This window comes from Paenibacillus sp. J31R98, assembly GCF_056269245.1.
The window spans coordinates 155,309-180,860 of sequence record NZ_JBWDNO010000004.1; the positions used below are offsets into that span (position 1 = coordinate 155,309).

Consider the following 25,552-nt stretch of genomic DNA (forward strand, 5'->3'; position numbering starts at 1 on the left):
ATGTTTCTGCATTCATGTCGCAAATTTAGGTCAACAGGCTCACTTACAGATATTTCAAAAATAGCATAGCGGCTGTAGAATAAATAGTATCCGAAAGTTGTATAAAAGGAGTACTGCAGTGGTATTCACGGAACCTGATGCTTAAGATAAGAGGGGCGTGGACATGGAGAGAAGCAGCGGTAATGAGCGGGTAGCGAGGACACTTGACTTGATGGAGCAGCACTACCTTGTTGGACGTGATAGAGAAATTCAGTTCTTTGTCAATCGGCTTCATGGGGCGACGGATCAAGGCGGCATCATTAATGTGTACGGAACCGGAGGAATTGGCAAAAGCTATCTGCTGCACGAATTCCGGCGGTTGGCGCAGGAGAGGAACGTTCAATTTCTGCTGCTCGACTGCCGCGTCTTCCCCGGCAATCCGGTAGACTTCTGTCATCATGTGCTCCGAGCGATTCGTTACCCGGTACAGTCGATTCTTCAGAGCAGCGACGCTTTACAGTTGATTGAAATCTGCTTACAAGCGTTAGCCGACATGGCGCTCCATGGGAAAATGGTGCTGGCGCTCGATTCCTTCGAATCGTTCGGCGAGATGGAGTATTGGCTGCGCGAGCAGTTTCTCGCGCAGCTGCATCCGGGCATTCTCGTTATCCTTGCCGGCAGGTTCAGGCTGCAAGGTTCGTGGCTGTCTTCGCCAGGCTGGCGGCAGCTCATCCATCAGATGCCTCTCAGCGACCTCAATTATAATGCCGCGCAGCTCTATCTGGAGCGCTTCGGTATCGTGAAGACAGACAATGTCAAGCAGATCTGGAGCAGAACGAAGGGGCATCCGCTTACGCTCTCGCTGCTCGTCTCGACGACGCTTGCAGGCGCGCTGCCGAAGGAGACATTCGCAGACAGCGAAGTGTTTATGCAGGTTGTCAGCACATGGCTGCGTGAAGTGCCTGACCCGGAGATGAGAGAATTGGTAGAGGCTTCGGCAGTGCTTCGCAGCTTCAATCAAGACCTGCTCGGCCATGTGCTGGAGAAGCCGGTGACGAGCGAGCAATTCTTGAAGCTTACCGGTTACTCCTTCGTGCAGCGCGTTGAGCGGGGCTGGCTGCTGCATGATTTGCTTCGGGATGCGATCGGCACGGATCTGCGGCTTCGCAGGCCTGAATATTATCACCGCATATGGAAGCGCTGCGTCCTATTCTATTGCGACAAGATGAAACAATCCGCCAAACAGAAGACAGCGGCATGGGAGAACGGCGAGATATTATTCTATATCGGCAATCAATTCCTGCAATTCTTACTCTATCAGCAGTCGATCTCCTTCAGTGCAGAGCCGCTCCATCCGTCGAATTGGGAGGAGGCTGAGCGCTATATGGAGCTCCGAAGACAGTCGGCGCGTGATGCCGTCCTTCACTATATCAACCGGGAAACAGGGCTACAGGAAGAATACGTACTGTCGGTGAAGGAGAGCCTTGGGGTTCTGAATCAAATTCGAATGAAAGAGCTCTATGAGCTTGATCCGACCTGCGTGAAGCTAATCCGCAACGCCGAAGGCGCCGTCTATGGCATGATGGAGATTATTCCAATCAACAAGAAGACGATGAAATACTTGCTCTCGGCTCCGCTCTCGGCGGCTTATTTCAATCACCTTACGGAATCGGAACGAAGCGAGCTCATGGTACCGGGACATACGAAAGCCGGTTATTTTGTGAAAATCCTGGATGTGTATGATTTCTCCGATATTTCTATGATGCAGGCGTCCTTGTTCACGTTTATCAATCATATTCTGACCGCAGGATTCGTGGTCGCAGCGCCGACGGAGAACCCGATCTCGTATGCGATTTGCACGAGCCTTGGACTTGAAGTGGTAGAGGGAGCCATGCATTCCGATTACGACGGAGTGACGATGAACCGCTACTATGTCATGGATACGAGGGGCAGCAAGCTGCATAGTTATATGAGCAAAATGATTGCTTCCTTCGATCTGCCCGAAGAGGACAGTATGCAGAGCAGGCATGCCGATGTGTTGGAGCAGGAAGCTGAGGAGCTGTCTGGAGCGCCGGAGGTGCTGCTCTCGTTCCGCGAGCAAGAGGTGGCCCGCCTTCTCCTTGAGGGACGTTCGAACAAAGAAATCGCAAGCGAACTTTGCCTTAGCGAAGCGACGGTGAAGAAGCATATTTCGAATATTTTTAAGAAGGCGAGTGTAAAGAACCGCGTGCAGCTGATGAACAAGCTCCCGGCAGCGTTCCGCAGCAGAGCATAGCAAACGAACCTTGTCATATATTTTATTGAAATAACGCGAATTCATTGGAGGAAAATAGCGCTTGACAGTGAATGTATACATTATACATACTTTATGTATTCACGAAACACAAACAAGCGAATGAGAGGCGAATGACGGTGGTTTGGAGAATTGGGCTTGTTGGAACAGGATTCTGGTCGGAGAAGCATCTGCAGGCTTGGAGCCGCATCCCGAATGTAGAGATCGCAGCGCTATGCAATCGAAGCCGGGACAAAATGGTTGAAAAAGCGCGTGCTTACGGCGTTCCCGAGGAGCAGCTCTACGGATCGCTCGAGGAGATGCTGGAGAAGGCGGATATCGATATTGTTGATATTGTAACGGGTCCGGAGACGCATCCGGCCTTTGTCGAGATGGCAGCTAAGGCAGGTAAGCATGTGGTTTGCCAGAAGCCTTTCGCCGAATCCTATGAGGAAGCTGAGCGAATGGTGCAGGCAGCCGCAGATGCAGGTGTGCGTCTCATGGTGACGGAGAACTGGCGCTGGCTGTCGATCTTCCAGACGATGAAGCAGGCGCTGGATGATGGAGAGATTGGCCGCGTACTGGCTGCGAGATATATGCACTCGGATTATTTTACAATGCGGATGTCGCAGGATATGAAGCTGCCTCAACCGTTCTTCACGAAGATGCCGCGGCTTATCTTCTATGAGATGGGCGTTCACTGGTTCGATACGTGGCGCTTCCTGCTTGGCGAGCCGAAGCGGCTGTATGCGGAATTTCAGTACAGCAGTCCGCACATCATTGGAGAGGATGCGGGCATCGTTACGCTCGGGCATGACGGTTACTATGGCATGCTGGATATGAGCTGGGCGACTCGCCGGGAGCTCCAAGGGGCGCTTGAACCGGACATCGTGCTGGCGCATCATATCGAACAGTTCGTAATCGACGGCGACAAAGCGACGCTGAAGCTGTATGGCGATGGCAGCATCGCGATCATTGACAATAACGGTGGCAAACGCATGCTTGCGGGACCGACCGAGCTGGATCATGATGAGAGCCACTTCCGGCTGTCGTCGCATTTTATCCACTGCCTGGAGTCAGGCGAGCCGTTCCAGACGAGCGGCGAAGACAATTTGCGGACGCTGCGGCTGACGTTCTCCGCATATGAGAGCGCGCGCACGCATCAAGCGATAAGTTTTGATTCCTAGCAGAGTGAAGCTAGAGAGAGCTGGAAGGCGATCAAGCGCGAAGAGGGAGCGGTTAGGTCGATGAGGAAGAGATTGATGGATGCGGAATGGCTTGTGGTGGTGTCAGGATGGTAAGCCGCAGCGAGTATGATGTAAGGCAACTACGATACGGCTCCTCGGAGCCATTGCCTGAGCGGCGCAGGCTGCAGGCCGGACCGCTGACCGCCGTGTTGGAGGAAGGCGGGCTGCGGTATATTCGTTACCGAGGGCAGGAGATTGTCCGCGGTATCTATGCAGCTGTTCGTGACCAGAACTGGGGCACGATTAAGCCGGTGTTTCGCGAGCAGCAAGTGACGCGGCGGGCCGATTCGTTCGAGGTCGCTTTTGTCGCGGAGCATCGGCAGGGCGAGATTGAGTTTGAATGGAAGGGCTTGATCGTCGGCGAGGCGGACGGCACCATTACGTTCTCGTTCGATGGGATTGCAGGCAGCAGCTTCCTACGCAATCGTATTGGCTTCTGCGTCCTGCATCCGTCCTCGCTGGCGGGTCGCATTGTTGAGGTAGAGTCGGCCGATGGCGGTGTGCTCGCGGGAGCTTTCCCGGATCGTATCTCGCCGCATCAGCCTTTCTTCGACATGACTGCGATTCGCTATCATGCCACGGAGGGGGTTTCTGCAGAGCTGCGCTTTGCAGGCGACCTATTCGAGATGGAGGATCAGCGCAACTGGACGGACGCCTCCTTCAAAACTTACTGCACGCCGCTGCGGCTGCCTTTTCCCGTTGAAATCGCTCAAGGGCAGCGTGTGCAGCAGCAAGTGACACTTCGTCTGATTGGCTCAGAGCCGTATGTTGACGATGTAGGGAGAGGTCTCGTTCTAGCGGATGATACGGCTGCAGCGGTCGCAGTCGAGCTTGGAGAAGCGGTTACTGGACGTATCCCAGAGATTGGACTGTCGATAACGCCAGGTCATCTGCATCATGAAAGGGAAATTGAGGCGCTTCAACGGTTGAAACTTTCTTATGGAAGAACGCTGCTGAAGCTGACTGAGCCGGAATGGGAGTCTACGTTCGCTAGTGCGTCGGATGCTGCAGCAAGGCTTGGCGTTTGCTTGGAACTGGAAGTCGTGTGCAGTGGCGACGCTGTGGTGCGGCCGGAACAGCTGCAGGCGTTGGTTGCGGCGATTGCAGACTGCGGCGTGCTCGTGGACACGGTATTTATTTACGATGAGAGCAGTATTGTTAGCTCGAGGGAGCTGTTGACTGAGCTTAGTAAGGTGCGGGACGCAGCGGGCTTGCAGTTCCGAGTCGGCGGCGGAACCCGGGCTTACTTCGCTGAGCTGAACCGTGCGCCGCAGCTGGTCGCTCCACAGCTTGAAGCGGTGATGTATACGATCAATCCGCAGGTGCATGCCTTCGATATTGCATCCATTGCGGAGACCGTCTCCGCGCAAGGCGATACGGTGCGCAGCGCTCGTGAGCTTGCACCGGGGCTTGCGCTCAGCGTCGGACCGATCGCGTTGAAGCCGCGCATGAATCCGGTTGCCTCAAGCATAGAGGCAAGGCGCAAAGCGGAGGATCGCGCCTATCATGTAGATGCGCGCCAGTGGTCCTTGTTCGGAGCAGGCTGGACACTTGGCAGCTTGCGTCATCTAGCGGAAGCCGGTGCGAATCGCGTGTGCTATTACGAAACGGTCGGCCCGCTCGGGGTGATGCGGGAAGGTGCGGCTTCGGTGTACCCGCTGTTCCATGCCCTCGCCTTGGCTGGCGAGCTTCAAAGCGCTGAGCTGCTGGAATGCCGCGTATCCGATCCGTTAAGCTGCGAGGCAGCGGCGTTGCGCGGAAGTGATGGCCGGGTGGCGCTGGTTCTCGCCAACTACACGAATGAAGCGGTCACGCTGCAAGTGAAGCTTGGCGCCAGCGGGTTATTACCGTCACGGCTGCGCGTTCTTGACGAGCGCAGCTTCGCAGCTGCTGATGCCTTGTCGCCGCAGCTGGAGGAGCGTCCGCTGCCATCGCAGCCGGCTGCTTCTGCGGGCACGCTCGAGTTGACGCTAAAGCCGTTCGCTTTTGCGATTATAGATGAATAGAATATGAGCGCATAAGCGCGCTTGAATTGAGGCTGAGAGACGAGGAAACCGTCTCTCAGTTTTGTTTTCGGCCCAACCACCCAACCGCCCTAACAAAGGAGAAATGCATTCATGTTAAGAAGCATGCTGAAGTATGGGATCTTCGGCCTTATGGCTGCAGCTCTAATTGCAAGCTGTTTCGTAACAGACGCGAAGAAGACGAAGGCAGCTCCCATTTTCGAGACAGTCACGTACAGCGCGCAATCCTCCTTCGGTTCCGTTCAAGGCGTGAACAACTGGTTCAATATGAAGAAGTCAGGCACGACATATTCGTACCTTAGCCAATACGATGCCATAGCTCCGGCAAAATGGAAGGAAACCTCCGGTTATCCCTACGTCCGGGATTCATTTTTCCATCCGGAAACGGCTTCCGATGCGGTGAAGAAATGGGTCGCTCCACAGGCGGGGAATATCGCAATTACTGGGCCGATCACGAGAGTCAATGCGAGCAGCAACGGCGTCATTGCAAAAATCTGCAAAAACACGACGCAGCTGTGGAGTGCCACCGTCACATCATCGGCGGATGTGACACCAAGCGGCGTCTCGGATATTCATGTGGAAGCGGGCGACGCCATTTATTTCACGATTGGCGCGAACGGCAATATGGATTTTGATGAAACGAATTGGTCGCCGACCATTACGATGACGACGGCTGTGAAGCTTGAAGCCGAAGCGTACAATGCGATGTCAGGTGTGACGAGTACGGCGACAACGGATACGGGCGGTGGTTCGCTGATCGGGAGCTTCGACGCGAATGATTATCTTGTTTTCAACAACGTCAATCTAAGCGGCGGTTACAAGACATTGGAGGCTCGCGTCGCAGCCGTCGCTACAGGCAGCAAGTTCGAGATGCGGCTGGACAGCTTGACGGGGCCGGTCATCAGTACGTTTACGGTAGCGAATACAGACAGCTGGACGACGTTCGAGACACAAGTTTGGCCGATAACGGGGACTGCTACGGGCGTGCACAGTTTGTACATCAAAGGCGTCGTGGGCTCAGGGATTGCGAACGTGAACTGGTTACGGTTGACGAATAACAACACTCGGGGAGCGACGGTTCCTTTTACCACTTATGAAGCGGAGGGCGGTACGCTGGGCGGCGGTGCGACACGGAACAACGATGCGGCCGTGAAGAAGGAAGCTTCCTCTGGCAAAAGCTACGTTCATCTCGATGCAACAGGCGAATCCGTGACGTGGACGAATGTTCGTGATGCGAATCGGCTCATGCTGCGGTACAGCATTCCGCAGAATACCAGCGGCTCCATTGCGCTCTATGTAAATGGTGTGAAACGTCAGGATCTGGCCCTGGCTTCGACGTTCAACTATGACACGGCGCCAGGTTCGACGTATGTGCGCAGCTTTGATGATAAGGATTTTGCCTTGGAGTTGAATGCGGGTGATACGGTCAAAATCCAGAAGGATTCCGGGAACAGCTTGGCGTGGTATGGGATCGATCTGATCGATTTGGAGACGGCGGGGGCTCCGCTTACGATGCCAGCGAATTTCATCTCGGTCAAGTCGGCTCCGTACAATGCAATTGGTAATGGGGTAGCCGATGATACGACAGCTATTCAAGATGCCGTCAATGCGGCAGCGAGTGCGGGCAAAGGTGTCTGGTTCCCGTCAGGTACGTACAACCAGAGCGATAAAATCCAGGTCCCGTCCGGCGTGACGATCAAAGGTGCAGGTATCTGGTATTCGCATCTGCACAGCACGATTACGAATAGCGACTGGGGCGGTGAAGTTGGCTTCGAGATCAACAACAATACGACGATCTCCGATCTTCGCATAAGCGGCGTCGATACGCAGCGTGACTCGCGCTACGGCATCATCATCACAACAACGGACGGTGCAGGCTCGAACAATGTGCTGCAAAATCTATGGGGAGAGCATGTCGGCTGCTTCGAAGGCTGGAATGACTGGTCGAATTCAGTGATTCAGAACAACCGGATCATGAATACGTATTTTGATGCGATCCACTGGGGAGATGACGGCAACGCGAACAACATGGCGCAGAACAACTACATGCGCGGCTTGGGCGATGACGGCGTTGCGCAAGTGAATCTGATGAACTTCGAGGGCGTCGCTCAGAACAATACGGCGCAGTTCAACACCATCGTTGCGAGCTACTGGGGCAGAGGGATGTCGGACGTTGGCGGCAACAGCCTGATCTACCGCGACAACGTGATCGACAGCACCTACAATGCGGGCATGATCGTGACGACGGAGCCGGTTGAACCGACCAAGCCTTCGTATACCATCAATGGACTGAAGTTCCAGCGAAACACAATTAACAAGGCTGGGCATACGGGGCATAATCATGCGAGCCTTCACTTCTGGCTGGATGTGAATCCGATGCAAAATGTCCGCGTCGAGCTCAACACGATCTCGAACGGCGAGACCGAGGGCATCCACATCGACAATACGTCCTTTGGGGACAGTGGCGGCCACACGCAGTTTAACTTCAACTTCGCTTCAGGTAACGCACTGGCGAACTATACGAACGCAAGCAGCTTGCTCGTGCCGACGTTGAATGGGAACACTGGTTTCTAAGTGTCGGCCGGCGCTTGATCAGGAAGAGTGTGGTGAGAGAACGTGTACGTTCTCTCGGATGGTTAAACATCTGAATAGACGGAGCAAAGAGAGCTGAGAGAACCTATATGTTCTCTCAGCTTTTTGTCGCTGCGTTCCGAGAGCGTGAATACCCGCTCTCACAGCCGAAAAACCGCTAATTGGCGAGCTGAGCGAGGAAAAAGCCACTCTCAGCTGCCCAATCGGCCGATGCCCGCGGCCAAATTGCCGCCGAGAGCGGTAAAACCCGCTCTCTCGCATCGAAGTTAACATAAATCACCTCTTTAGTTAACCAATAACAAATAGTTTGTATCTATCATAAAGGAGGACGAACATTTCCGTTAAACGAAAGGAGAGCGAACATGAGACTGGTATTGATGGGAGATTTGCATTATCACGAAATCGATGAGGCGATTCCACGATGGCTGGAGGCCCGCGCCGCCTTTTATCGCACGTTGCTGGAGCAATTTCTGTGCATGGAAGGTGATTTTCATATTTCTCTCGGCGACTTGACGAATTATGGTACGACCGTAGAGCTGGAAGAGGTGTATGAGCATCTGCGACGCGATGACCGGATGTTCATTCATGTGCTAGGCAATCACGATCTCTATGCGCAAACCAAGCAGGACGTGCTGAACATCACCGGCGGAAGGCGTTATCATGCGGCGATGACCGAGAAGGCCATGCTTGTTTTCCTCGATACCGCCAAAGAAATGGACCTTACTGACTGGGGAGGCTGGATCGACGAGGAACAGCTGAAGTGGTTCGAGCAGATGGTCCAATTATCCGGTACGAAGCCGCTTCTTGTATTCGGCCATCACCCCGTTTATAACACGACGAAGCGTTCGGATAAGGATAAAGGCTCGATCCATCCAAGTGTGGATATGTGGCGTATTTTGAGTCAGAAGGAAGGCCCCGGCATCTATTTCAACGGTCACACGCATGTCGATTCGATCGTGCAGCAGAACAACTGGGTATTCGTCCAATTGTCCGCATGTCTGGATCAGCAAGCGTTCCGGGTTGTGGAAATTGACGGCGAAGAGATTCGGATTTCGGCGGTTGACGTGGAAGACGCGGATCTGAAGGAGCATGCGGCGACGATTCATAGCCATATCAAATTTTTCTCCCCAACAGCGGAAGCGCGCGGGACAGATGAGGAAAGGGAGATCGTCCTTCCGCTTCGCCGGTCGATTCGGACGCCATGAAGGCTGAAGCGAGAGTAAGTCAGTCCAGCCATCGGGAAATTTTCTTCAGCAGACTCTCCTCCCAGCGGATGATTGCCTCTATTAAAGAGCCGAAGCATATTGAAATCGCTTTGAAGAACAGGGAGCAGCTGAGCGGGGTCTTTCTGCTAACCGGCCATATCGGCGTTCTGAAAGGGTATGTCGATCTATTCCTGAATCATGGGCTTCCCGTCTTTCTCCATCTGGAGAAGATTGGAGGGCTCAGCACCGACATTCATGGCATTGACTATTTGGCAAAGGTTATTAAACCGACAGGCATTATCACCACGAAGACGAGTGTCGTGAAGACAGCTAAGAAGCTCGGACTCGTCACAATTCAGCGCTTCTTCCTGATCGATACCGAAGGGCTAGATAATATATCCAAAAGCATTACGCAGATCGAGCCCGATATCATCGAGGTTATGCCTGCGCGCATTCCGGAGATGATCGGAAGGGTCAAAGCATTCACCACGCTGCCGATTATTACCGGCGGACTGTTGTTCGAATGCTCTCATGCGGTTGCTTGCTTAGCCCATGGCGCGACAGCGATCAGTTCCTCCAAGCCGGAGCTGTGGTCATGCGCTAGTGGGTTTCGGGAAACGGATCAGCCAAGCACGTTTAAGATATCTTAGCAATTCGCTAACACAGCAATAATAAAAGCGCGTTATCATAGGCAATGTAAAGTAAATAGCAATGGGTTGGAGTAATGGAGAAACCTGGTCAAGCAGCAGATGCGCACTTTGCGCGTCGGCGGCTGGATTCAGGTTTTTTTTGCTGCAATTCAAACATGGAGGGAATGGAATTGGTTAAGAAGCTTACTGGACTTACGCTTGCTGTCACGATGTGCACGGTTCTCGCGGCATGCGGAGCAACGAAAGAAACGCAAAACGGGGATAACAAGGCAGCGGCAGGCAATGCCGTAGGTACGAATGCCAACTCCACCGAGGCGGCTGCGCCGGAGAAGAAGATCACGATTAAGTATTGGTACGCTTTCGGGGAAAAAATCGAGGAAGCCAAGCAGCATTTGGTCAAAGAGTTTAACGCTTCGCAAGACAAATACGAAGTCGTCGCCGAGCATCAAGGCAACTACGACGATCTTCACGCGAAAGTACAAGCTGCGTTCGCGGCAGGCGACGCGCCGGCTGTGACCGATCTCGAGATTTCGTCCACTGGCGTATTCGCCCATTCCGGCATGCTTCAAGAGCTGACGGAGTACGCGGATCGCGACAAAGAAGAGCTGCAATTGGATGATTTCAACAAAGGCTTGATGGGGAACGCCTACGTAGACGGCAAGTTGTACGGTCTTCCGTTTATGCGCAGCACGCCGATCCTTTATAAGAACGTTACGATGCTGAAGGACGCAGGCCTCGACCCGGCAGGTCCGAAGACATGGGATGAATTGGAAGAATATTCACGCGTTCTGAAAGAAAAAGGCAAGCTCGGCATGACAGTTCCGGCCGACATCTGGTTCTATGAAGGACTAGTCGCGCAAAGCGGCGGTCATATGCTGTCCGAAGATGGCAAAACAGCGACATTCAATTCGCCGGAAGGCGTAGAGCCGGTTACCTTCTGGAAGAAGCTTGTGACAGAGAAGCTGATCAAAATTCCAGTAGGCGACGAAGCGGGAGCGACGGCGGATAAAGATTTTGCCAACCAGCTGTCTGCATTTAAATTTGCTTCGACGGCCGGCGTAACCGGAACGCTTGAAATTGCAAAAGCAAACAACTTCGAGCTCCAAACGGCGTTCATGCCTTCGAATAAGAATTATGGCGTTCCTACGGGCGGCTGCCAGCTGGTTATGACATCGAAGAGCAGCGAAGAAGAGAAAGAAGCAGCATGGGCATTCATCAAATTCATGACGACCAAGGAAAACACAATCTACCAGCATAAGCATGTCGGCTACTTGCCAACTCGCATGTCCGCGGTAGAAACAGATGAGATTCAAGAGCATTTCAAGCAATACCCGCAGTATAAAGTAGCCGTTGATCAGCTGGAGTATGCAAGACCTCGTCCGATGGAGAATGCTTATCCGGAAGTCGCTAAGCTGGTTCGTGAAGCGATCGAGAAAGCGATTCTGACCCCTGACGTGACACCGCAGGAAGCACTAAACGAAGCGGCTGATAAAGCGAACAAGCTGTTAAGCAAATAATCTAATCGACTTGTCAGGAGATCGTCTTCGGCCGGTCCGAGGATGATCTCCCTTTAATCACAGCAACGAAAGAGGGTCCCGTTTATGCGGAACGAGAATTGGTTGTCAGCTATAAAAGTCATTATTTTTGATATGGACGGCACGCTCTATCAGGAAGATTCTTTCATGGATCGTTACATTCACTACATGCTAGAGGGTACTGAACAGGAATCGGAGTCGGCAGCTGCGATCAGTCTCGCAAGAGCGATTCTGTCTGGCAGGCATTCCGTTCAATTCGGACATTTCTATAACATTCACGACGATAGCATGCTGCTAAGAAGCGGTGACGGCTTCGTCCATGGCTTCACTTGGGACGGACAGATTACAGCCGGGTTGGATGCAGACGCGCCGACTTCCGATCTGATTCATATCGGCGATCCGTGGGGAATTGCCGCGGTCATCGGCCATAAGTATAAGGTCTCTGAACAGAAGATCAGGCAAGCGTTTGAACGTGTCCGCGAGGAGATGGTTCTTGCTCCGTACCGGTTCGAAACTCGCAGCGAGCTGTTCGAGGCGATCGCGGCGCTGGATGCGGTGGAGAAAAAAATCGTCATGACGAATACGTATCTCGCATCCGGAATCGAGTTTCTTCACTACATGCAGATTCACGATATGTTCGACGCCATATATTGCGACGCGGAGAAGCCGCGGGGCATTCAGCATCTAGTTAACGAGCTGCTGCAAGAGGGTTATCAGCCCCATGAAATCTTGTCCGTCGGGGATAATCCTTGGAACGACCTTCATCCTGTCAAGCGGCTGGGCGGCAGAACTTGTTTCATTTCACCTTACGAAAGTGCAGATCCGGAAGCTTGGGATTTGCGATTCACTACGCTGGAAGAGCTGGAGCAGCTGATGCATAACATTCAGGCAGCTAAAACAAGGAGGCAATTCGAGGATGGCGAAGATCGAGCTGAAGCATATAAGCAAGAAGTTCAAGGATGAGACCGTCATTTCGGATTTGAATTTGACGATTAAGGAAGGATCGTTCACGGTGCTGGTCGGACCGTCAGGCTGCGGGAAATCGACGACGCTGCGGATGATCGCAGGGCTCGAGAAGGCAAGCGGCGGCGAAATCTGGATCGGGGGCAAATGCGTGAACGATACGGCGCCAGGGATGCGGGATGTTGCGATGGTGTTCCAGAACTACGCTTTGTACCCAACCATGACCGTACGCGGCAATATCGAGTTCGGCTTGAAGAACAGAGGCATATCCAGAACAGAGCGGGAAGCGCTGGTTAACGATATTTCGGATATTGTCGGCTTGAAGCCTTACCTGGATAAGAAGCCGCAGCAGCTGTCAGGCGGACAACGTCAGCGCGTCGCTCTCGCCAGAGCAATGGTGAAGAAGCCGAAAGTGTTCATACTCGACGAGCCGCTCTCGAATCTGGATGCCAAGCTGCGGAACCAGATGAGAACGGAGCTGATCCAGCTGCATAGGCGTCTTGGCACGACTTTCGTCTATGTCACGCACGATCAAGTGGAAGCGATGTCGATGGGCGACGAAATCGTCGTCATGAACGGCGGCGTCATCCAGCAGGCTGAGACTCCGATGAAGCTGTATCATGATCCTGCGAATTTGTTCACCGCCCAGTTTATCGGAACCCCGTCAATGAACGTGATGGACATCCGGGATGCGCAGGAGCTTGCCCTTACGGCAGGCGATCATGCATTGCACGTCGGATTCCGCCCGGAGCATGCCTTAATCCAAACGGGTAATACGCCTCGTGGGTATAGGTTCGAGGGAGAAATCATTACGCGTGAGAGCTTGGGAGCGGAAACGATCTATCAGATCAAATCCCAAACCGGCATCTTCTTCGTCAAAACGTTTCTCGAGCCAATGGTTGAGGATGCAAGGGTGTCGGTCGTCGTCCCATATGATCGGCTATACTATTTCGGCCTGAATGGCGAGCGGCTGCGCGGTGTTTATGCCAGCGCGGCAGGGGGCGTATAACATGACGACTTGGGAAAAGCTGCGTCCGTACGGGATGGTCGCTCCGGCGATTATCATCTTCTCCCTGTTCTTTATTTATCCAATCTTCTACATGATCTACTTGAGCATGTTTGACTGGAACTTCGTCAGTCCGACGAAAGCGTTCGTCGGCTTGCAGAACTTCAAGGATTTGCTGACAGACGAAGATTTCCGCAAGGTGCTCTCGAATACGACGATCTATACGGTGCTAACGGTGTTGCTTACGACTGTGACGGCACTCTTGCTCGCGTTGTGGCTGAACCGAAAAGGTCTATTTTACGGCTTCGTGCAAGGGGCGATCTTCAGTCCGCATATCATTTCGCTCGTTTCCATCTCCCTCTTGTGGAGCTGGCTCATGGATCCCGAATACGGTCTGCTCAACTGGGTCATCGGATTGTTCGGCTTCGGGAAGCTGGCCTGGCTGTCGCATCCGAGTACGTCGCTCGTCTCGCTCGTCATCGTCGCGGTGTGGAAGGGCGTCGGCTACAACACGCTCGTCTTTATCGCAGGTTTGCAAAGCATTCCCGCGGATATTTACGAGGCAGCGTCGCTTGACCGTTCCAAGCCTTGGACAACATTCACGAAGCTGATTCTGCCGATGCTGTCGCCGACGATCTTCTTCCTGGTCATCATCAACATGCTGAGTTCATTCCAGGTGTTCGAGACGATCGCGATCATGACGCAAGGCGGTCCGATCAACTCGACCAACACGCTCGTGTATTACATCTATGAGAATGGCTTCCGATTCTTCAAGATTGGCTATGCATCGGCTGCTGGAGTCATTCTACTTTGTATCGTCGGCGCACTGACGCTCGTATATTTCCGTCTTCTCTCTAGACGCGTTCATTATCGATAGGAAGAGGTGAGTTCCAATGAAAGCCGTAAATCGAGAGCTAAGCGTCAGTCAGATCGGGGCAGTTGCCGGTGAACTCCCGGTGGTTAGAACTGCTAGACGGCCGGCGTTGTTCAGGAGAGCGGTTGGTTATGTCCTGCAAGCAGTTAATCTTACCGGACTGCTTCTGCTCGTGCTTATCTTTGCGATGCCGTTCATTTGGATGATTTCGACGTCACTGAAGACACTGCCAGAAACGATGATCTTTCCACCGGAATGGATTCCACGCGACCCCGTCTGGGAAAATTACGCGAAAGCCTGGAACACGGGGCCGTTCCTGCACTATTTCACGAACAGCATCATCATCGCTGGCGGCATTCTCATTCTGCAGATGGCGACGATCATTCCGGCAGCCTATGCTTTTGCACGCTACAAGTTTGCGGGATCAGGCTTCCTGTTCGGGATCGTTATGGTTACGCTGATGATTCCAGCCCAGCTGATCTTTCTGCCCGTTTATTTGGAGCTCAGCTCGTGGAAGCTGCTCAACACGCATCTTGGTCTCATTCTTCCGTTCGCTTCCAGCGCCTTCGGTATTTTCCTTCTTCGCCAAGCCTTCATGCGAGTCTCGGAGGAGCTGATTGAGGCAGGGCGTCTGGATCAAGCGAGCGAATGGAAAATCATCGTTAATATTATGGTGCCGCTCGTCAAGCCGGTATTGGTTACCTTCACGCTGTTCAGCTTTATCGCGCACTGGAACGACTATTTCTGGCCGCTCGTCATGACGACGAACGAAACAGCCCGTACTCTTCCGATCGGTATCGCAAAGATCAGGGAGGTCGAAGGCGTCGCAACCTGGAATACACTGATGGCGGGTAACCTGATTCTCGTAGCACCGATTCTGATTGTGTTCTTCTTCTCGCAGCGGCAGATTATTCGCGCATTTGTCTATAACGGCGTCAAATAACGGGTTGAAAGGATGATTTAGATTATGATAACAATCGTCGCACACCGGGGTTGCTCCGGGGCAGCGCCTGAGAACACGATGGCGGCTTTCGAATTGGCTTTGCAAGAGCCGGGTATCCACTACATCGAGCTGGATGTTCATTTATCCAAAGACGGGGTGCCGGTCGTCATTCATGACCATACGCTGGAGCGCACGACGAATGGGAGCGGCCCGATCGATGCCTTCACCTATGAGAAGCTGCGTGAATTCGATGCCGGCAGCTGGTTTGATCCGGCGTTCGAAGGTCAGCGAATTCCAACGCTTGCCGAAGTGTTCGAGTTGACCAAGGGACGCTGCAAGCTGGCGGTGGAGCTGAAAACGATGGGTGGCAATTATGAAGGCATCGAAGCGAAGGTGCTTGCGCTCGTTGAGCAGTATGAGATGAGAGAACAGGTCGTCCTCTCGTCGTTCGACCACGATTCGATGAAGAAGGCGAATGAGATAGATCCCTCCGTCGTGACGGGACTCATCTTCTTCGGCAAGCCCACGCTCATCTGGGAGCAGCTCGTCCATACGGGGGCGACAAGTATTTCAATCGATCATCGCTTTATGACTGCTGACCTGATTGAGGAGATGCAGGAGCGCGGTGTCGATATCGGCGTCTGGACGGTGGACGATGCCGGTGAGCTCGCCCAAATCGCAGCGGCCTATCCCGATATCCGCATTACGACCAACTACCCGGATCGTTTGTTGGAGCTTGCGAGACAGCAGCCCGCGTCGCGATAGGTTAGATGTAAGGGAAGCCTGAATTTGAGCTGGAATCCAAGCCTGAATCCGTTGTTCGGATTCGGGCTTTATTGTGATGGGCGGGGATGGATAGTTGGAGGGGGAAAGGGGAGTTGAGAGTCGGGAGGCGAGAGGAGAGAGGAGAGAGTTGGGGATTCCACCTCTCAGCTGCTCGATGACGCTTTGAAAGTTAGCTGAGAGAACACATACGTTCTCTCGGCGTGAGAAAGTGCTGCAATTTGTGGCGAGAGAACATATACGTTCTCTCAGAGAGTAAATTAGCCTAGGAGCAGACGGGAAATTGGCTGAGAGAACACATACGTTCTCTCGGCGTGAGAAAGTGCTGCAATTTGTGGTGAGAGAACATATACGTTCTCTCAGAGTGCAAATTAGCCTAGGAGTAAACGGAGAATTGTCTGAGAGAACACATACGTCCTCTCGTCGCGAGAAAGTGTCGTAATTTGTGGTGAGAGAACATATACGTTCTCTCAGAGCGTATATTAGCCACGAAGTCGACCGGGAATGTCTGAGAGAACACAAACGCTCTCTCGGCGCGAGAAAGTGCAGCAATTTGTGGTGAGAGAACATATATGTTCTCTCAAGTCTGGCAAAGCAAGCCGAAAGAGGATGTATCCTCTCTCAGCCCCCGACAGCCGGAAAATTCCGACTCGAGAGAGGTAAAACCCTCTCTCAGTGGCTAAAGCAGTGTGAAAACAGGCTCATGCCCCGCTGAGAGAGGCAAAACCCTCTCTCAGCCCCGACAGCCGGAAAATTCCGACTCGAGAGAGGCAAAACCCTCTCTCAAGCCCCGCACCCGGCAAACTCCCCCCTCCCGAGACACACCTTCTCTCGCTCACAACCCCCGACCGTTTAAGCTTCGAGCAGCAGCCCAAGCAGGCGGATTTTTTTGTATAAGAATCATAGATTTTCCATTCGTAGAGTAGTTTAGTATAGTAGAGTTGCGAGGAACATGAAGGGGGAGTCCTATTGACGACAATCCGATTAGCAACGAAAGCCGATATAAGTGAGCTTGTCCACATCCGCTATGCGTTCACGATGGAGGATTATCCGGAGCTGCAGCAGGAGGCCGAAGGCGAAGAACAGTTCTACCAAACGTGCTCGGCGTTTCTCGAACGGGCACTTACTTGCGGAGACTGGTACATCTGGGTCGCCGAAGAGGACGAGCGAATTGTCTCGCATATGTACCTGCAGCTCATTCATAAAGTGCCTAGACCCGGCAGATGCGAGGACCCCTACTTCGGTTACGTCACGAACGTCTATACCCGTCCCGCCTATAGAGGCCGAGGAATCGGTACCCGAATTCATCAAACGATGGAACAGTGGGCGAAGGAGCAAGCAGTCGAGTTTCTCATTCTATGGCCGAGCAGCACCAGTGTTCAATTCTATGAAAGAAGCGGATTCCGTCCGAGTGAGGAAGCGCTGGAGAAACACTGGTAGCTTATTTTGAACACGATGGAGATGACGTAGCGTTGACGAACAATCTGATTATCGTATTCTTGATGACGATGATTATCCATACAACAGAAACGCTATCCTATGCAGTCCGACTCGCTGGCGTCCGGCTGAACAAAATCGCTGTCGCGCTGTCGTTAACCGGCATCGTCGTTCTCGTCTCGCGTACGGCGAACCTCATCCAAGCGCCGCTAACCGCCAAATTCGTCGATTACGCGAAGCATCATGCTGACTTTCAGCTGCTCACGTATTTGCGGATTATTTTGCTCGCTTCGTCGATTGGAACGCTGTTCGCAATTATTCTTTTTCCAACATGCGTGAGCCTGTTCGGCAGACTGATTGCGAAGCTGGAAGTCGCGGGATCGCTCCCGAAGCTCTTTACGAGCGTCACGATCGGCCAGCTCAAGAATACAAAATATTATCTAAAAGCACCTAAACTCAACTTCAAACGATTCCGCTACCTTGGCATTCCCAAGAAGTTTATTTTGCTCAGCATGATCGTAACCTCCTTCTATACCGTCGGCGTTCTGGCTTCCCTGTATGCCGCGCATATATATCCGCAATTCAGCACCACCGCATCGCAGGCGTCCGGTCTCATTAACGGGATCGCGACGATCCTGCTTACCATCTTCATCGACCCGCAGCTCGGGCTCATTACTGACAAAGCGCTAAGTGACGAAACCCATCGCGACCGTCTTGGCAAAATCTACGTCGTGCTCATGACCGCCCGCTTCTTCGGGACGATGCTCGCACAGTTCGTGCTGATTCCGGCGGCGTATTTTATTGGATATATTGTGAAGATGATCTAAACAAAGCAAAAAGCCTGCTAGCGCACTTCACAAGTGCGTGCAGGCTTTTCTTATTACCCAGGCAGCTGGGCGATCAGGGAGTCGAGCAGTCCCGCGTAATTGGCATTCACCATATTCGCTTCTTGCATGACGGTGTTGAAGTTGCGGACGGTACCCATTTGCTGATGGCGGCGATAGACGGTCAATACTTCGTTCAAATAGTGAAAATCAACCCTCGACAGCAGCACGCGAATCCATAAGTCATAGTCATGCGTGTACGGGAGCGATTCGTTGAAGCCGCCGATGTCTTGGAACAGCTCTTTTGTCATCATGATGGTACAGCCGTTGACCGGGCAGCCGTGGCGAATGCCGTTAATGAATGCTTTTGCCGATGGAAATTTGATTGCTGCTGCATATTGCGTAATGGTGCCATGCTCGTTCATTACGTGATAGTCGGTATGGCAGATTCGCGCACCGGTTCGTTCCATATACGCCACTTGCCGCTCGACTTTGTCAGGGAGAAACCGATCATCAGAGCTTAGCCATGCGACGTATTTGCCAGTAGCCATCGCAATCCCGTAATTGAGCGCGCTGCCGGTACCCCCGTTCGCTTTGCCAAGATAAATGATTCGGGATCGGTAAGGTGCAATCACATCCTGATGCTTGGTCGACCCATCGTCGATGACGAGAATCTCAATGTTCGGATAGGTCTGATAGAGTGCGCTGACGATCGCTTGATCGACATAGGGATCGTTGTAGAACGGGATGATGATAGACACTTTTGGCAGCATGCTCGTTCACCTCTGGATAGTTCATTCTATCTTCACTATATGGGGACAGGGCGAATGCAGACACAGCAGGTGTTCTTAGGTAGGAGACTATTTTTTGGCAGTTGCTAGACGTAGGGACGGAGTCTGAGGGCAACGAGGATGTTGACGATATCCGCAGCATAGCGGTTTGGCGAGAAATGCGTTCGGATGTGCCGGTCTGCCGCATCGCGAATGGAGCTGCGCAGCGGCAAATTATCCATGAGCTCGCTTGCGGCCTGAACGGCTTCAGGAACGGAGCTGGAGTAGAAGAACTTGCCCGTGTGGTTATGGTCAATGAAGCAGCGGACACCGTCGGAGTCGGTAGACAGCACCGGGCAGCGGCAGCTCATCGCCTCTGCGACCGCGTAGCCGAAGCCTTCGGTTATCGAGGTGGACAGAAGGAGGCCGCCGGAATCGCCGATGGCGGATAAGTAGAGCGGCATATGGCTGTGCGGGATGTTGGAGCGGACCGTCAGCCGGTGTCCCAGATTCAGCTCGTGAACACGGGCGTGGAATCGCTCGCGTTCGCCGGGCTCGGAGATGGTGGCATCCTCGAACATCCAGATTTGCAAGGTAGGTCTGACGGAGGCGAGTACACTGCAAATATCGAGGAACAATGGCCAGTTCTTGTTGCGCTCCAGCCGCCCGATCCAGCCGACGATCGGTGCGCCTGACGGGTTAAGCGATGCGGTTGCGGCGGGTCCGTGAGGGATGAACTGGTTGGTGTCGATCATATTTTGGACGTAGAAACGGGGCATGTCGCTGAGGTAGGTTTGAAACAGCTCCATAAGATGCGAAGTCGGCGTACTGATCGCAGCGCCTGCATAAGACCGAATAAAGTTCGAGGCGAATGCGATCGTGCCAGTCGCTTGCTCTTTGGTCCCGAGACCTTGCGCTTCGTAGATCAGCATCCCGTTGTAACCAAGTCCGCGAAGACGCTGGAGCATCAGATGGTCGCAGGTGACAATAATGGCGTCGTAGTTGCCGGTTTGCAGGACGGTGCGAATCTCGTTATCGTTGTTCGTCACAAAATGGGGGATGTCCGCCATGTTCTGCCTCCCCGCGCCATTCCACAGATACAGGGCATGCACCTCAATGCCGACCGCACGAAGCGCATGATAGCGCAGCCGGTTCAACGTCTCAATCCCGCCGCTCGGAATAAAATAAGTAACTAGCAGCTTCATCGCAATCTTCCTCTCTTACACACTTACATAGACACTTATTGCTAGTGTATGTCGGTGGAATGAGAGAGGCTTGGGTTGCTGTTCCCTTATACGAGCCTGGAGTGCATGTGCCCTAGGGGGAGTTGTGTCGAAGAGGTCCAGCAGAGCAGACTCATCCGATCCAGCTCTAACGGAACATACAGTGCTTATTTGCAAGAAAATCGCATCTTTCTGATTCTAACGGACTCCAGCGATCTTATTTGGCTCAAACCTGACGTAATGATGGTTAAATTAGCTAAATACCGTCTCCTGGTTCCGTTAGATTTCCTCGATGGCCAATTCGAGCCGAATAGCGTCTCCTGGTTTCGTTAGCGAGCTGCGGCTATGCGGATTGCAGAAGCACCTTCGCACACTTGCGCGCTGCAGAGATAGACTAGGCGCTATGCTAGCCCCTTTTCTCAAAGAGAATCCCCAAGGACCTACATCAGCTTGATGAACCACAAAAAAACAAAAAACCTCCGCCGCCAATGGCAGCAGAGGTTCTCCAATCAGACCAACTATTTGGTTTTCACGCTATCCACATACTTCTGAATAAACGTGAACGCATTGTCATGATGCTCGCCGTTGATGCGGATAGCGGCGATATATTCCTTGCCGATGACCGGCAAGTCCTTGAGCAGCGGGCTGCCCGAGATGTCCACTCCGTAGACGTGCAGCGTCGGATCGTCCTGCGTGACAGTCTTCATCGCCTCTTCTGGCTTGTAGGAGAAGCTCATCTTGCTCGCAGCATCGCCATCCAATGGGAGAAGTGAACCGTCCTGCGCCAGCTTGATGAAATTCGGCTTATCTAGAATATACACGTCGGCTTTGTTCATCATCAGATCGATGATGCTCTTCTGCATCAATGCAGAATCCTGCTGGCTCTGCAGCTCTTGCGGAACATAAGTGAAGTAACCGACGACGCGCTTCCACTGCGGGAATTGCGATGCGAACTTCGTCTCAAGCGGCTTCAAATCCGAGTTCTGGAACGTGCCGTCCGCGTTAAAGTATTCGCCGAAGAAGGAGACGCTCACATCCACCGGGGGCAGCTTCGCAAGCTCGGCCTCCTTCTCGCGGTGATTGATATAGGCGTTGATGCCATAAATGATTGCAATGATCAATACAATGACGCCGAGCACATGGAACTTGTAATAGCTGAAGAAATGGTCGATCTTCTGAACCGTGGGCCCCATTGATTTATATTTTCCATAAGACGCCTCGGTATACTTCTCCATCGTCTTCTCGTCTTCATGGCCGAGGATTAGCCGGTACGCGCGGTTGATCTCTTCCAAGCTAGGGGAATCATCCTGCTCACCTGCTTCGCGCTGCTTGTTGGAGCGGTCGCGCCGGAGCAATATAAAATACCGTTTTTCCACATCTTCCTTCGATGCACCTTCAGTCAGGCCGAGCAATTCATAGGATTGTTTCAGATCATTCATGGCGGGGCTACCTTCTCTTTCTCTTAAACTTGTAAACGCTATACTACTAGTATACTTCCTTTGCCCCCAATCGACAAAATAAAACAAAACAGCCCCTTAGGTGCCAAGTAAAAAGGGACTGTTTCAAACTTCAAACGCGCCGTCAAAGCGTCCAACGCAGCAGCAGCGCCGACTCCGTCAATCCGCCGCCGAAGCCGTACAGCAGGATGGTATCGCCAGTAGAGATTCGGCCATCCTTGATCGCCAGATCAAGCGCGAGCGGAATGGAGGCCGCAGATGTATTGCCATATTGCGCCATGCTCGTAATCGTGCGCTCCAGCGGAATGCCGGTACGCTCGCAGATGGATTCGACAATTCTCATGTTCGCGCTATGCGGCACGAACCAGTTGATTTCATCGACATTATAGCCGCTGTTCTCGAGCAGCGTCTTAATGCCCTTCGGTACGGTGGTAACCGCCCATTTGTACACTTCCCGGCCATTTTGCACGATGAGCCCGTTCGCTTGAATCGGCTGCCCGTTTATCGCCGAAGCAAGGCTGGAGCGGTACAGATGGCGGCCATCTTCGCCGTTCGTCGCTGAGTACGACGCTAGAAAGGCACCTTCGTCATCGCGCTCGAGCAGGGCAGCTCCGGCGCCATCGCCAAAGAGGATGCAGGTGGTGCGGTCTGTATAGTCGGTCGCCTTGGACAATGTCTCTGCGCCGATGACCAAGATCTTATGATAAACGCCGGAGAGCAGAAGTCCGTTCGCCATCTGCAGAGCAGCTACGAAGCCGGCACAAGCAGCTTGAATGTCGACAGCGCCGCATGACGCGATACCGAATTCGGCTTGCACGCGAGCGGACATGCTCGGGAAGAACGTATCAGGCGTCGTCGTTGCAACGATGATATAGTCGATGTCTTCGAGCACGACGCCATAGCGCAGCTGCAAATCGCGAACAGCGCCGAAGCACATATCGCTGCAGAACTGGTCTTCCGCGGCAATCCGGCGTTCTTTGATCCCCGTCCGTTGAAATATCCATTCATCATTCGTATCCACCATCTGTTCCAAATCATGATTCGTCAGCACGCGTTCAGGCACATAGGTGCCAAAGGCAGTGATTGCAGTAAGAGATCGCAAGGATGAGTGCGGCATCGTTCGTCAACTCCTTTAGACAGTAGTTAGTCGTCTGTAGCGCCTGTTAATAAAGTATTAGCTGTAATTGTGCAAAAAAACCTGTAAATTCGGTTTCATCATGCATCTTAACCCAGCATCGTCGCAAGGTAGTGAAATTTAGGATTAGAATCAGATTCTAGTACCTGGTACTAAATTTAGATTACAACACTTTCATGCCCATGTCTATATGTTATTTTTTATTATTAGTTAACCAACTCCCGAGAATCCGTACCTTTTTGCCGAAAAGCAAGGAAAACCGCCTCCCATGCCTCTGCTATGCTTCAAGAGGACCGAATTAATTATTTCGAGGTGAGTGAGCGGACATGAGACAGGAACGATCAAGGACTGATATTACGGTAATCGGAGGCGGGTTGTCCGGCGTCTGCGCGGCGATCGCGGCGGCGAGGTTAGGCAAGACGGTTGCGCTCGTCCAGAACCGGCCGGTGCTGGGCGGAAATTCAAGCAGCGAGGTGCGTGTTTGGGTATGCGGCGCGACGGCTCACGGTGTGAACCGTTATGCACGGGAGACGGGCATCATGGGCGAATTGTTCGTCGAGAACCAATACCGCAATCCAGAAGGCAATCCTTATATGTGGGACATGCTGCTTCTGGAAAAAGTGAAAAGTGAGCCGAACATTCAGTTGTACTTGAACACGGACGTCCACGAAGCAGATGCGGAAGGGGAGCGGGACAATCGTAGGCTCATTTCCGTGACGGGTTGGATGATGGGTTCTGAACGCCGGATCCGCTTCGAGAGCGACGTGTTCCTCGACTGCACCGGAGACGGGCTGGTCGGCTTCCTGGCTGGCGCTGAATTCCGCATCGGAAGGGAAGCGAGAAGCGAATACGGAGAAGAATGGGCGCCTGCGGAGCCAGACGACATCACGCTTGGAAGCACGCTTCTCTTCTATACGAAGGACGTGGGCGAACGGGTTGTCTATCGGCCGCCGAGCTTCGCCAAGGACATCACACAGACGAGTATTCCAATAAAGAGGGTCATCCGCAGCGGCGATTCGGGCTGCCATTACTGGTGGATCGAGTGGGGCGGCGAACGTGATACCGTGCACGATAACGAGTTGATCCGGGACGAGTTATGGTCGGTCATCTACGGTGTCTGGAATTATATCAAGAATTCCGGGCTATTCAGCGCCGACAACATGACGCTTGAATGGGTCGGCTCCATTCCCGGCAAGAGAGAATACCGCCGCTTCATCGGGGATTACGTGCTGAATCAGAACGATATCATCGCGCAGGAGCCGTTCGACGATCGGGTCGCGTTCGGAGGCTGGTCGATCGACCTGCATCCGCCTCAAGGGATGTACGCGTCCGAAAGCGGGTCCAAGCATCTGCACCCCGACGGCGTATACCATATCCCGTTCCGGTCGATGTACTCCCGCAACGTCTCCAATCTGCTGTTCGCGGGGAGAAACGTGAGCGCGTCGCATGTCGCTTTCGGCACGACCCGCGTCATGGCGACCTGCGCCGTCATGGGAGAGGCGGCGGGTACGGGAGCCGCGCTGTGCGCTGACTACGGCATCACGCCGCGTGAGCTTCATCGCGACCGGCTGCGCGAGCTTCAACAGACGATGCTGAGGCAGGACGCCTCGATTATCGGCTTGCGAAACGTTGACGAGCGCGATGTGGCCAGGAACGCGAAGGTGTCTGCTTCGAGCATGTTGAAACGTGTAGCCGTAGAGCATTCCGCGCGAAAGTATCCGTTATCGGGAGATGTCGCCGTGGTATTCCCGGTCGATGGAGCAGTTGCCGGCATTGAGGTATTGCTCGACGCGCAAGAGGCGACGACTGCGGAGATCGAGCTGTGGACGACAGGCAAGCGAGAAAATTACATCCCGCATACCTTAGAGGCTTCCGCGCAATCGGCGGTTCCCACGGGAAGCAACCAGTGGATTCGCTTCGAGCTCGAGTGGAATCCCGATGCGCCGCAGAACGCGTTCCTCGTCCTCAAGAGTAAGCCTGCATTGTCCGCGCATGTATCTGATCGGCCGTTGACGGGCGTACTGTCCTTCTCCAAGCAGGAGACCCCGCACGCGAATCCGGATTTGGAGAATCATGATTCTTTGCAGCCGGTTGTGCAGTGGACCATGCGCAATCTTGTCCGGCAGCCCTTCTGCTTCCGGGTCATGGGGGAAACAGCAGCTTATGCACCCGTAAAAACGATAGGCGGCTATAACCGGCCGTTCGGAGGGCCGCAGCTGTGGTCTTCGGAGCCGATCCAGGGTTGGAATGAGGAGTGGCTTGAGCTGGCATGGGACGAATCGGTGAATCCGACCGAAATCCATGTGACCTTCAACGACGATGTGAATGAGGATTTGATCAATTTGCATCATCACCGTACGTCTTTCGAAGTCATTCCCGAGCTCGTGAAGGATTATCGGATCGAGGTGAAGACGGGGGAAGAGTGGACGGTGCTGCATCAGGCATCGGATAATCGGGTCCGCAAAGCCGTACATCGCACTTCCGGCATTCACACGAGAGGACTGCGTGTCGTCATCGAGGAGACGAATGGCTGTCCGCGAGCGGAAATCGTCGAAGTCCGGGTTTATGAATAGAATCGACGCAGAACGCTAATGAAAATCCCGCTCGGACTCCGGTATCGGAGACGAACGGGA

The 25,552-nt window shown here is 53.3% G+C and carries 19 protein-coding genes; 15 read left to right on the forward strand and 4 right to left on the reverse strand.

Going from position 1 to position 25,552, the window contains the following annotated elements; all coding sequences use genetic code 11:
* The first annotated feature begins 163 nt into the window (after positions 1-163).
* The 14 genes from AC0YNX_RS17120 (at position 164) to AC0YNX_RS17185 (ending at position 18,337) form a co-directional block, all read left to right on the forward strand.
* Complete coding sequence (locus tag AC0YNX_RS17120; RefSeq protein WP_475816911.1) at positions 164-2,254, forward strand: LuxR C-terminal-related transcriptional regulator; 2,091 nt, start codon at positions 164-166, stop codon at positions 2,252-2,254.
* 131 nt (positions 2,255-2,385) lie between these two features.
* A complete protein-coding gene (locus tag AC0YNX_RS17125) occupies positions 2,386-3,438 on the forward strand; it encodes a Gfo/Idh/MocA family protein (RefSeq protein WP_475816912.1) in 1,053 nt (350 codons plus the stop codon).
* A gap of 86 nt (positions 3,439-3,524) precedes the next feature.
* The gene (locus AC0YNX_RS17130; protein WP_475816913.1) at positions 3,525-5,504 is read left to right on the forward strand and encodes a D-apionate lactonase family protein; all 1,980 of its coding nucleotides are present in this window, start codon (positions 3,525-3,527) and stop codon (positions 5,502-5,504) included.
* Between the two features lie 111 nt (positions 5,505-5,615).
* Positions 5,616-8,096, forward strand: coding sequence for a carbohydrate-binding protein (locus AC0YNX_RS17135; RefSeq protein WP_475816914.1), 2,481 nt, complete (start codon positions 5,616-5,618; stop codon positions 8,094-8,096).
* Between the two features lie 380 nt (positions 8,097-8,476).
* Positions 8,477-9,319: a metallophosphoesterase family protein gene (locus tag AC0YNX_RS17140; protein ID WP_475816915.1), complete on the forward strand. Its 843-nt coding sequence runs from the start codon at positions 8,477-8,479 to the stop codon at positions 9,317-9,319.
* Positions 9,316-9,969 carry a glycerol-3-phosphate responsive antiterminator gene (locus AC0YNX_RS17145; RefSeq protein ID WP_475816916.1) on the forward strand — a complete coding sequence of 218 codons (654 nt, stop codon included), beginning with the start codon at positions 9,316-9,318 and terminating at the stop codon, positions 9,967-9,969. The genes AC0YNX_RS17140 and AC0YNX_RS17145 overlap by 4 nt, the downstream gene beginning before the upstream one ends.
* 164 nt (positions 9,970-10,133) lie before the next feature.
* A complete protein-coding gene (locus AC0YNX_RS17150) occupies positions 10,134-11,486 on the forward strand; it encodes an ABC transporter substrate-binding protein (RefSeq protein ID WP_475816917.1) in 1,353 nt (450 codons plus the stop codon).
* Positions 11,487-11,570: 84 nt separating this feature from the next.
* A complete protein-coding gene (locus AC0YNX_RS17155; protein WP_475816918.1) occupies positions 11,571-12,467 on the forward strand; it encodes an HAD family hydrolase in 897 nt (298 codons plus the stop codon).
* A complete protein-coding gene (locus AC0YNX_RS17160; protein ID WP_475816919.1) occupies positions 12,421-13,476 on the forward strand; it encodes an ABC transporter ATP-binding protein in 1,056 nt (351 codons plus the stop codon). The genes AC0YNX_RS17155 and AC0YNX_RS17160 overlap by 47 nt, the downstream gene beginning before the upstream one ends.
* Before the next feature lies 1 nt (position 13,477).
* The gene (locus AC0YNX_RS17165; RefSeq protein ID WP_475816920.1) at positions 13,478-14,350 is read left to right on the forward strand and encodes a carbohydrate ABC transporter permease; all 873 of its coding nucleotides are present in this window, start codon (positions 13,478-13,480) and stop codon (positions 14,348-14,350) included.
* Positions 14,351-14,366: 16 nt separating this feature from the next.
* Complete coding sequence (locus AC0YNX_RS17170; protein WP_475816921.1) at positions 14,367-15,290, forward strand: carbohydrate ABC transporter permease; 924 nt, start codon at positions 14,367-14,369, stop codon at positions 15,288-15,290.
* 24 nt (positions 15,291-15,314) lie between these two features.
* A complete protein-coding gene (locus AC0YNX_RS17175; RefSeq protein WP_475816922.1) occupies positions 15,315-16,055 on the forward strand; it encodes a glycerophosphodiester phosphodiesterase in 741 nt (246 codons plus the stop codon).
* A 987-nt stretch (positions 16,056-17,042) separates the two neighbouring features.
* A complete protein-coding gene (locus AC0YNX_RS17180; RefSeq protein WP_475816923.1) occupies positions 17,043-17,513 on the forward strand; it encodes an N-acetyltransferase family protein in 471 nt (156 codons plus the stop codon).
* Positions 17,514-17,545: 32 nt separating this feature from the next.
* The gene (locus AC0YNX_RS17185; RefSeq protein ID WP_475816924.1) at positions 17,546-18,337 is read left to right on the forward strand and encodes a lipid II flippase Amj family protein; all 792 of its coding nucleotides are present in this window, start codon (positions 17,546-17,548) and stop codon (positions 18,335-18,337) included.
* 53 nt (positions 18,338-18,390) lie between these two features.
* On the opposite strand, the gene AC0YNX_RS17190 is transcribed toward AC0YNX_RS17185, so the two are convergent.
* The 4 genes from AC0YNX_RS17190 to AC0YNX_RS17205 form a co-directional block, all read right to left on the reverse strand.
* A complete protein-coding gene (locus tag AC0YNX_RS17190) occupies positions 18,391-19,107 on the reverse strand; it encodes a glycosyltransferase (RefSeq protein ID WP_475816925.1) in 717 nt (238 codons plus the stop codon).
* Between the two features lie 104 nt (positions 19,108-19,211).
* The gene (locus tag AC0YNX_RS17195; RefSeq protein ID WP_475816926.1) at positions 19,212-20,309 is read right to left on the reverse strand and encodes a glycosyltransferase family 4 protein; all 1,098 of its coding nucleotides are present in this window, start codon (positions 20,307-20,309) and stop codon (positions 19,212-19,214) included.
* A gap of 536 nt (positions 20,310-20,845) precedes the next feature.
* Entirely contained in the window at positions 20,846-21,766 is a 921-nt protein-coding gene (locus AC0YNX_RS17200) for a J domain-containing protein (protein ID WP_475816927.1), read from the reverse strand.
* A gap of 142 nt (positions 21,767-21,908) precedes the next feature.
* Positions 21,909-22,901 carry a beta-ketoacyl-ACP synthase 3 gene (locus AC0YNX_RS17205; protein ID WP_475816928.1) on the reverse strand — a complete coding sequence of 331 codons (993 nt, stop codon included), beginning with the start codon at positions 22,899-22,901 and terminating at the stop codon, positions 21,909-21,911.
* 344 nt (positions 22,902-23,245) lie between these two features.
* Here AC0YNX_RS17205 and AC0YNX_RS17210 point away from each other — a divergent pair, with 344 nt between their 5' ends.
* The gene (locus AC0YNX_RS17210) at positions 23,246-25,492 is read left to right on the forward strand and encodes an FAD-dependent oxidoreductase (RefSeq protein ID WP_475816929.1); all 2,247 of its coding nucleotides are present in this window, start codon (positions 23,246-23,248) and stop codon (positions 25,490-25,492) included.
* The last annotated feature ends 60 nt before the right edge of the window (positions 25,493-25,552 follow it).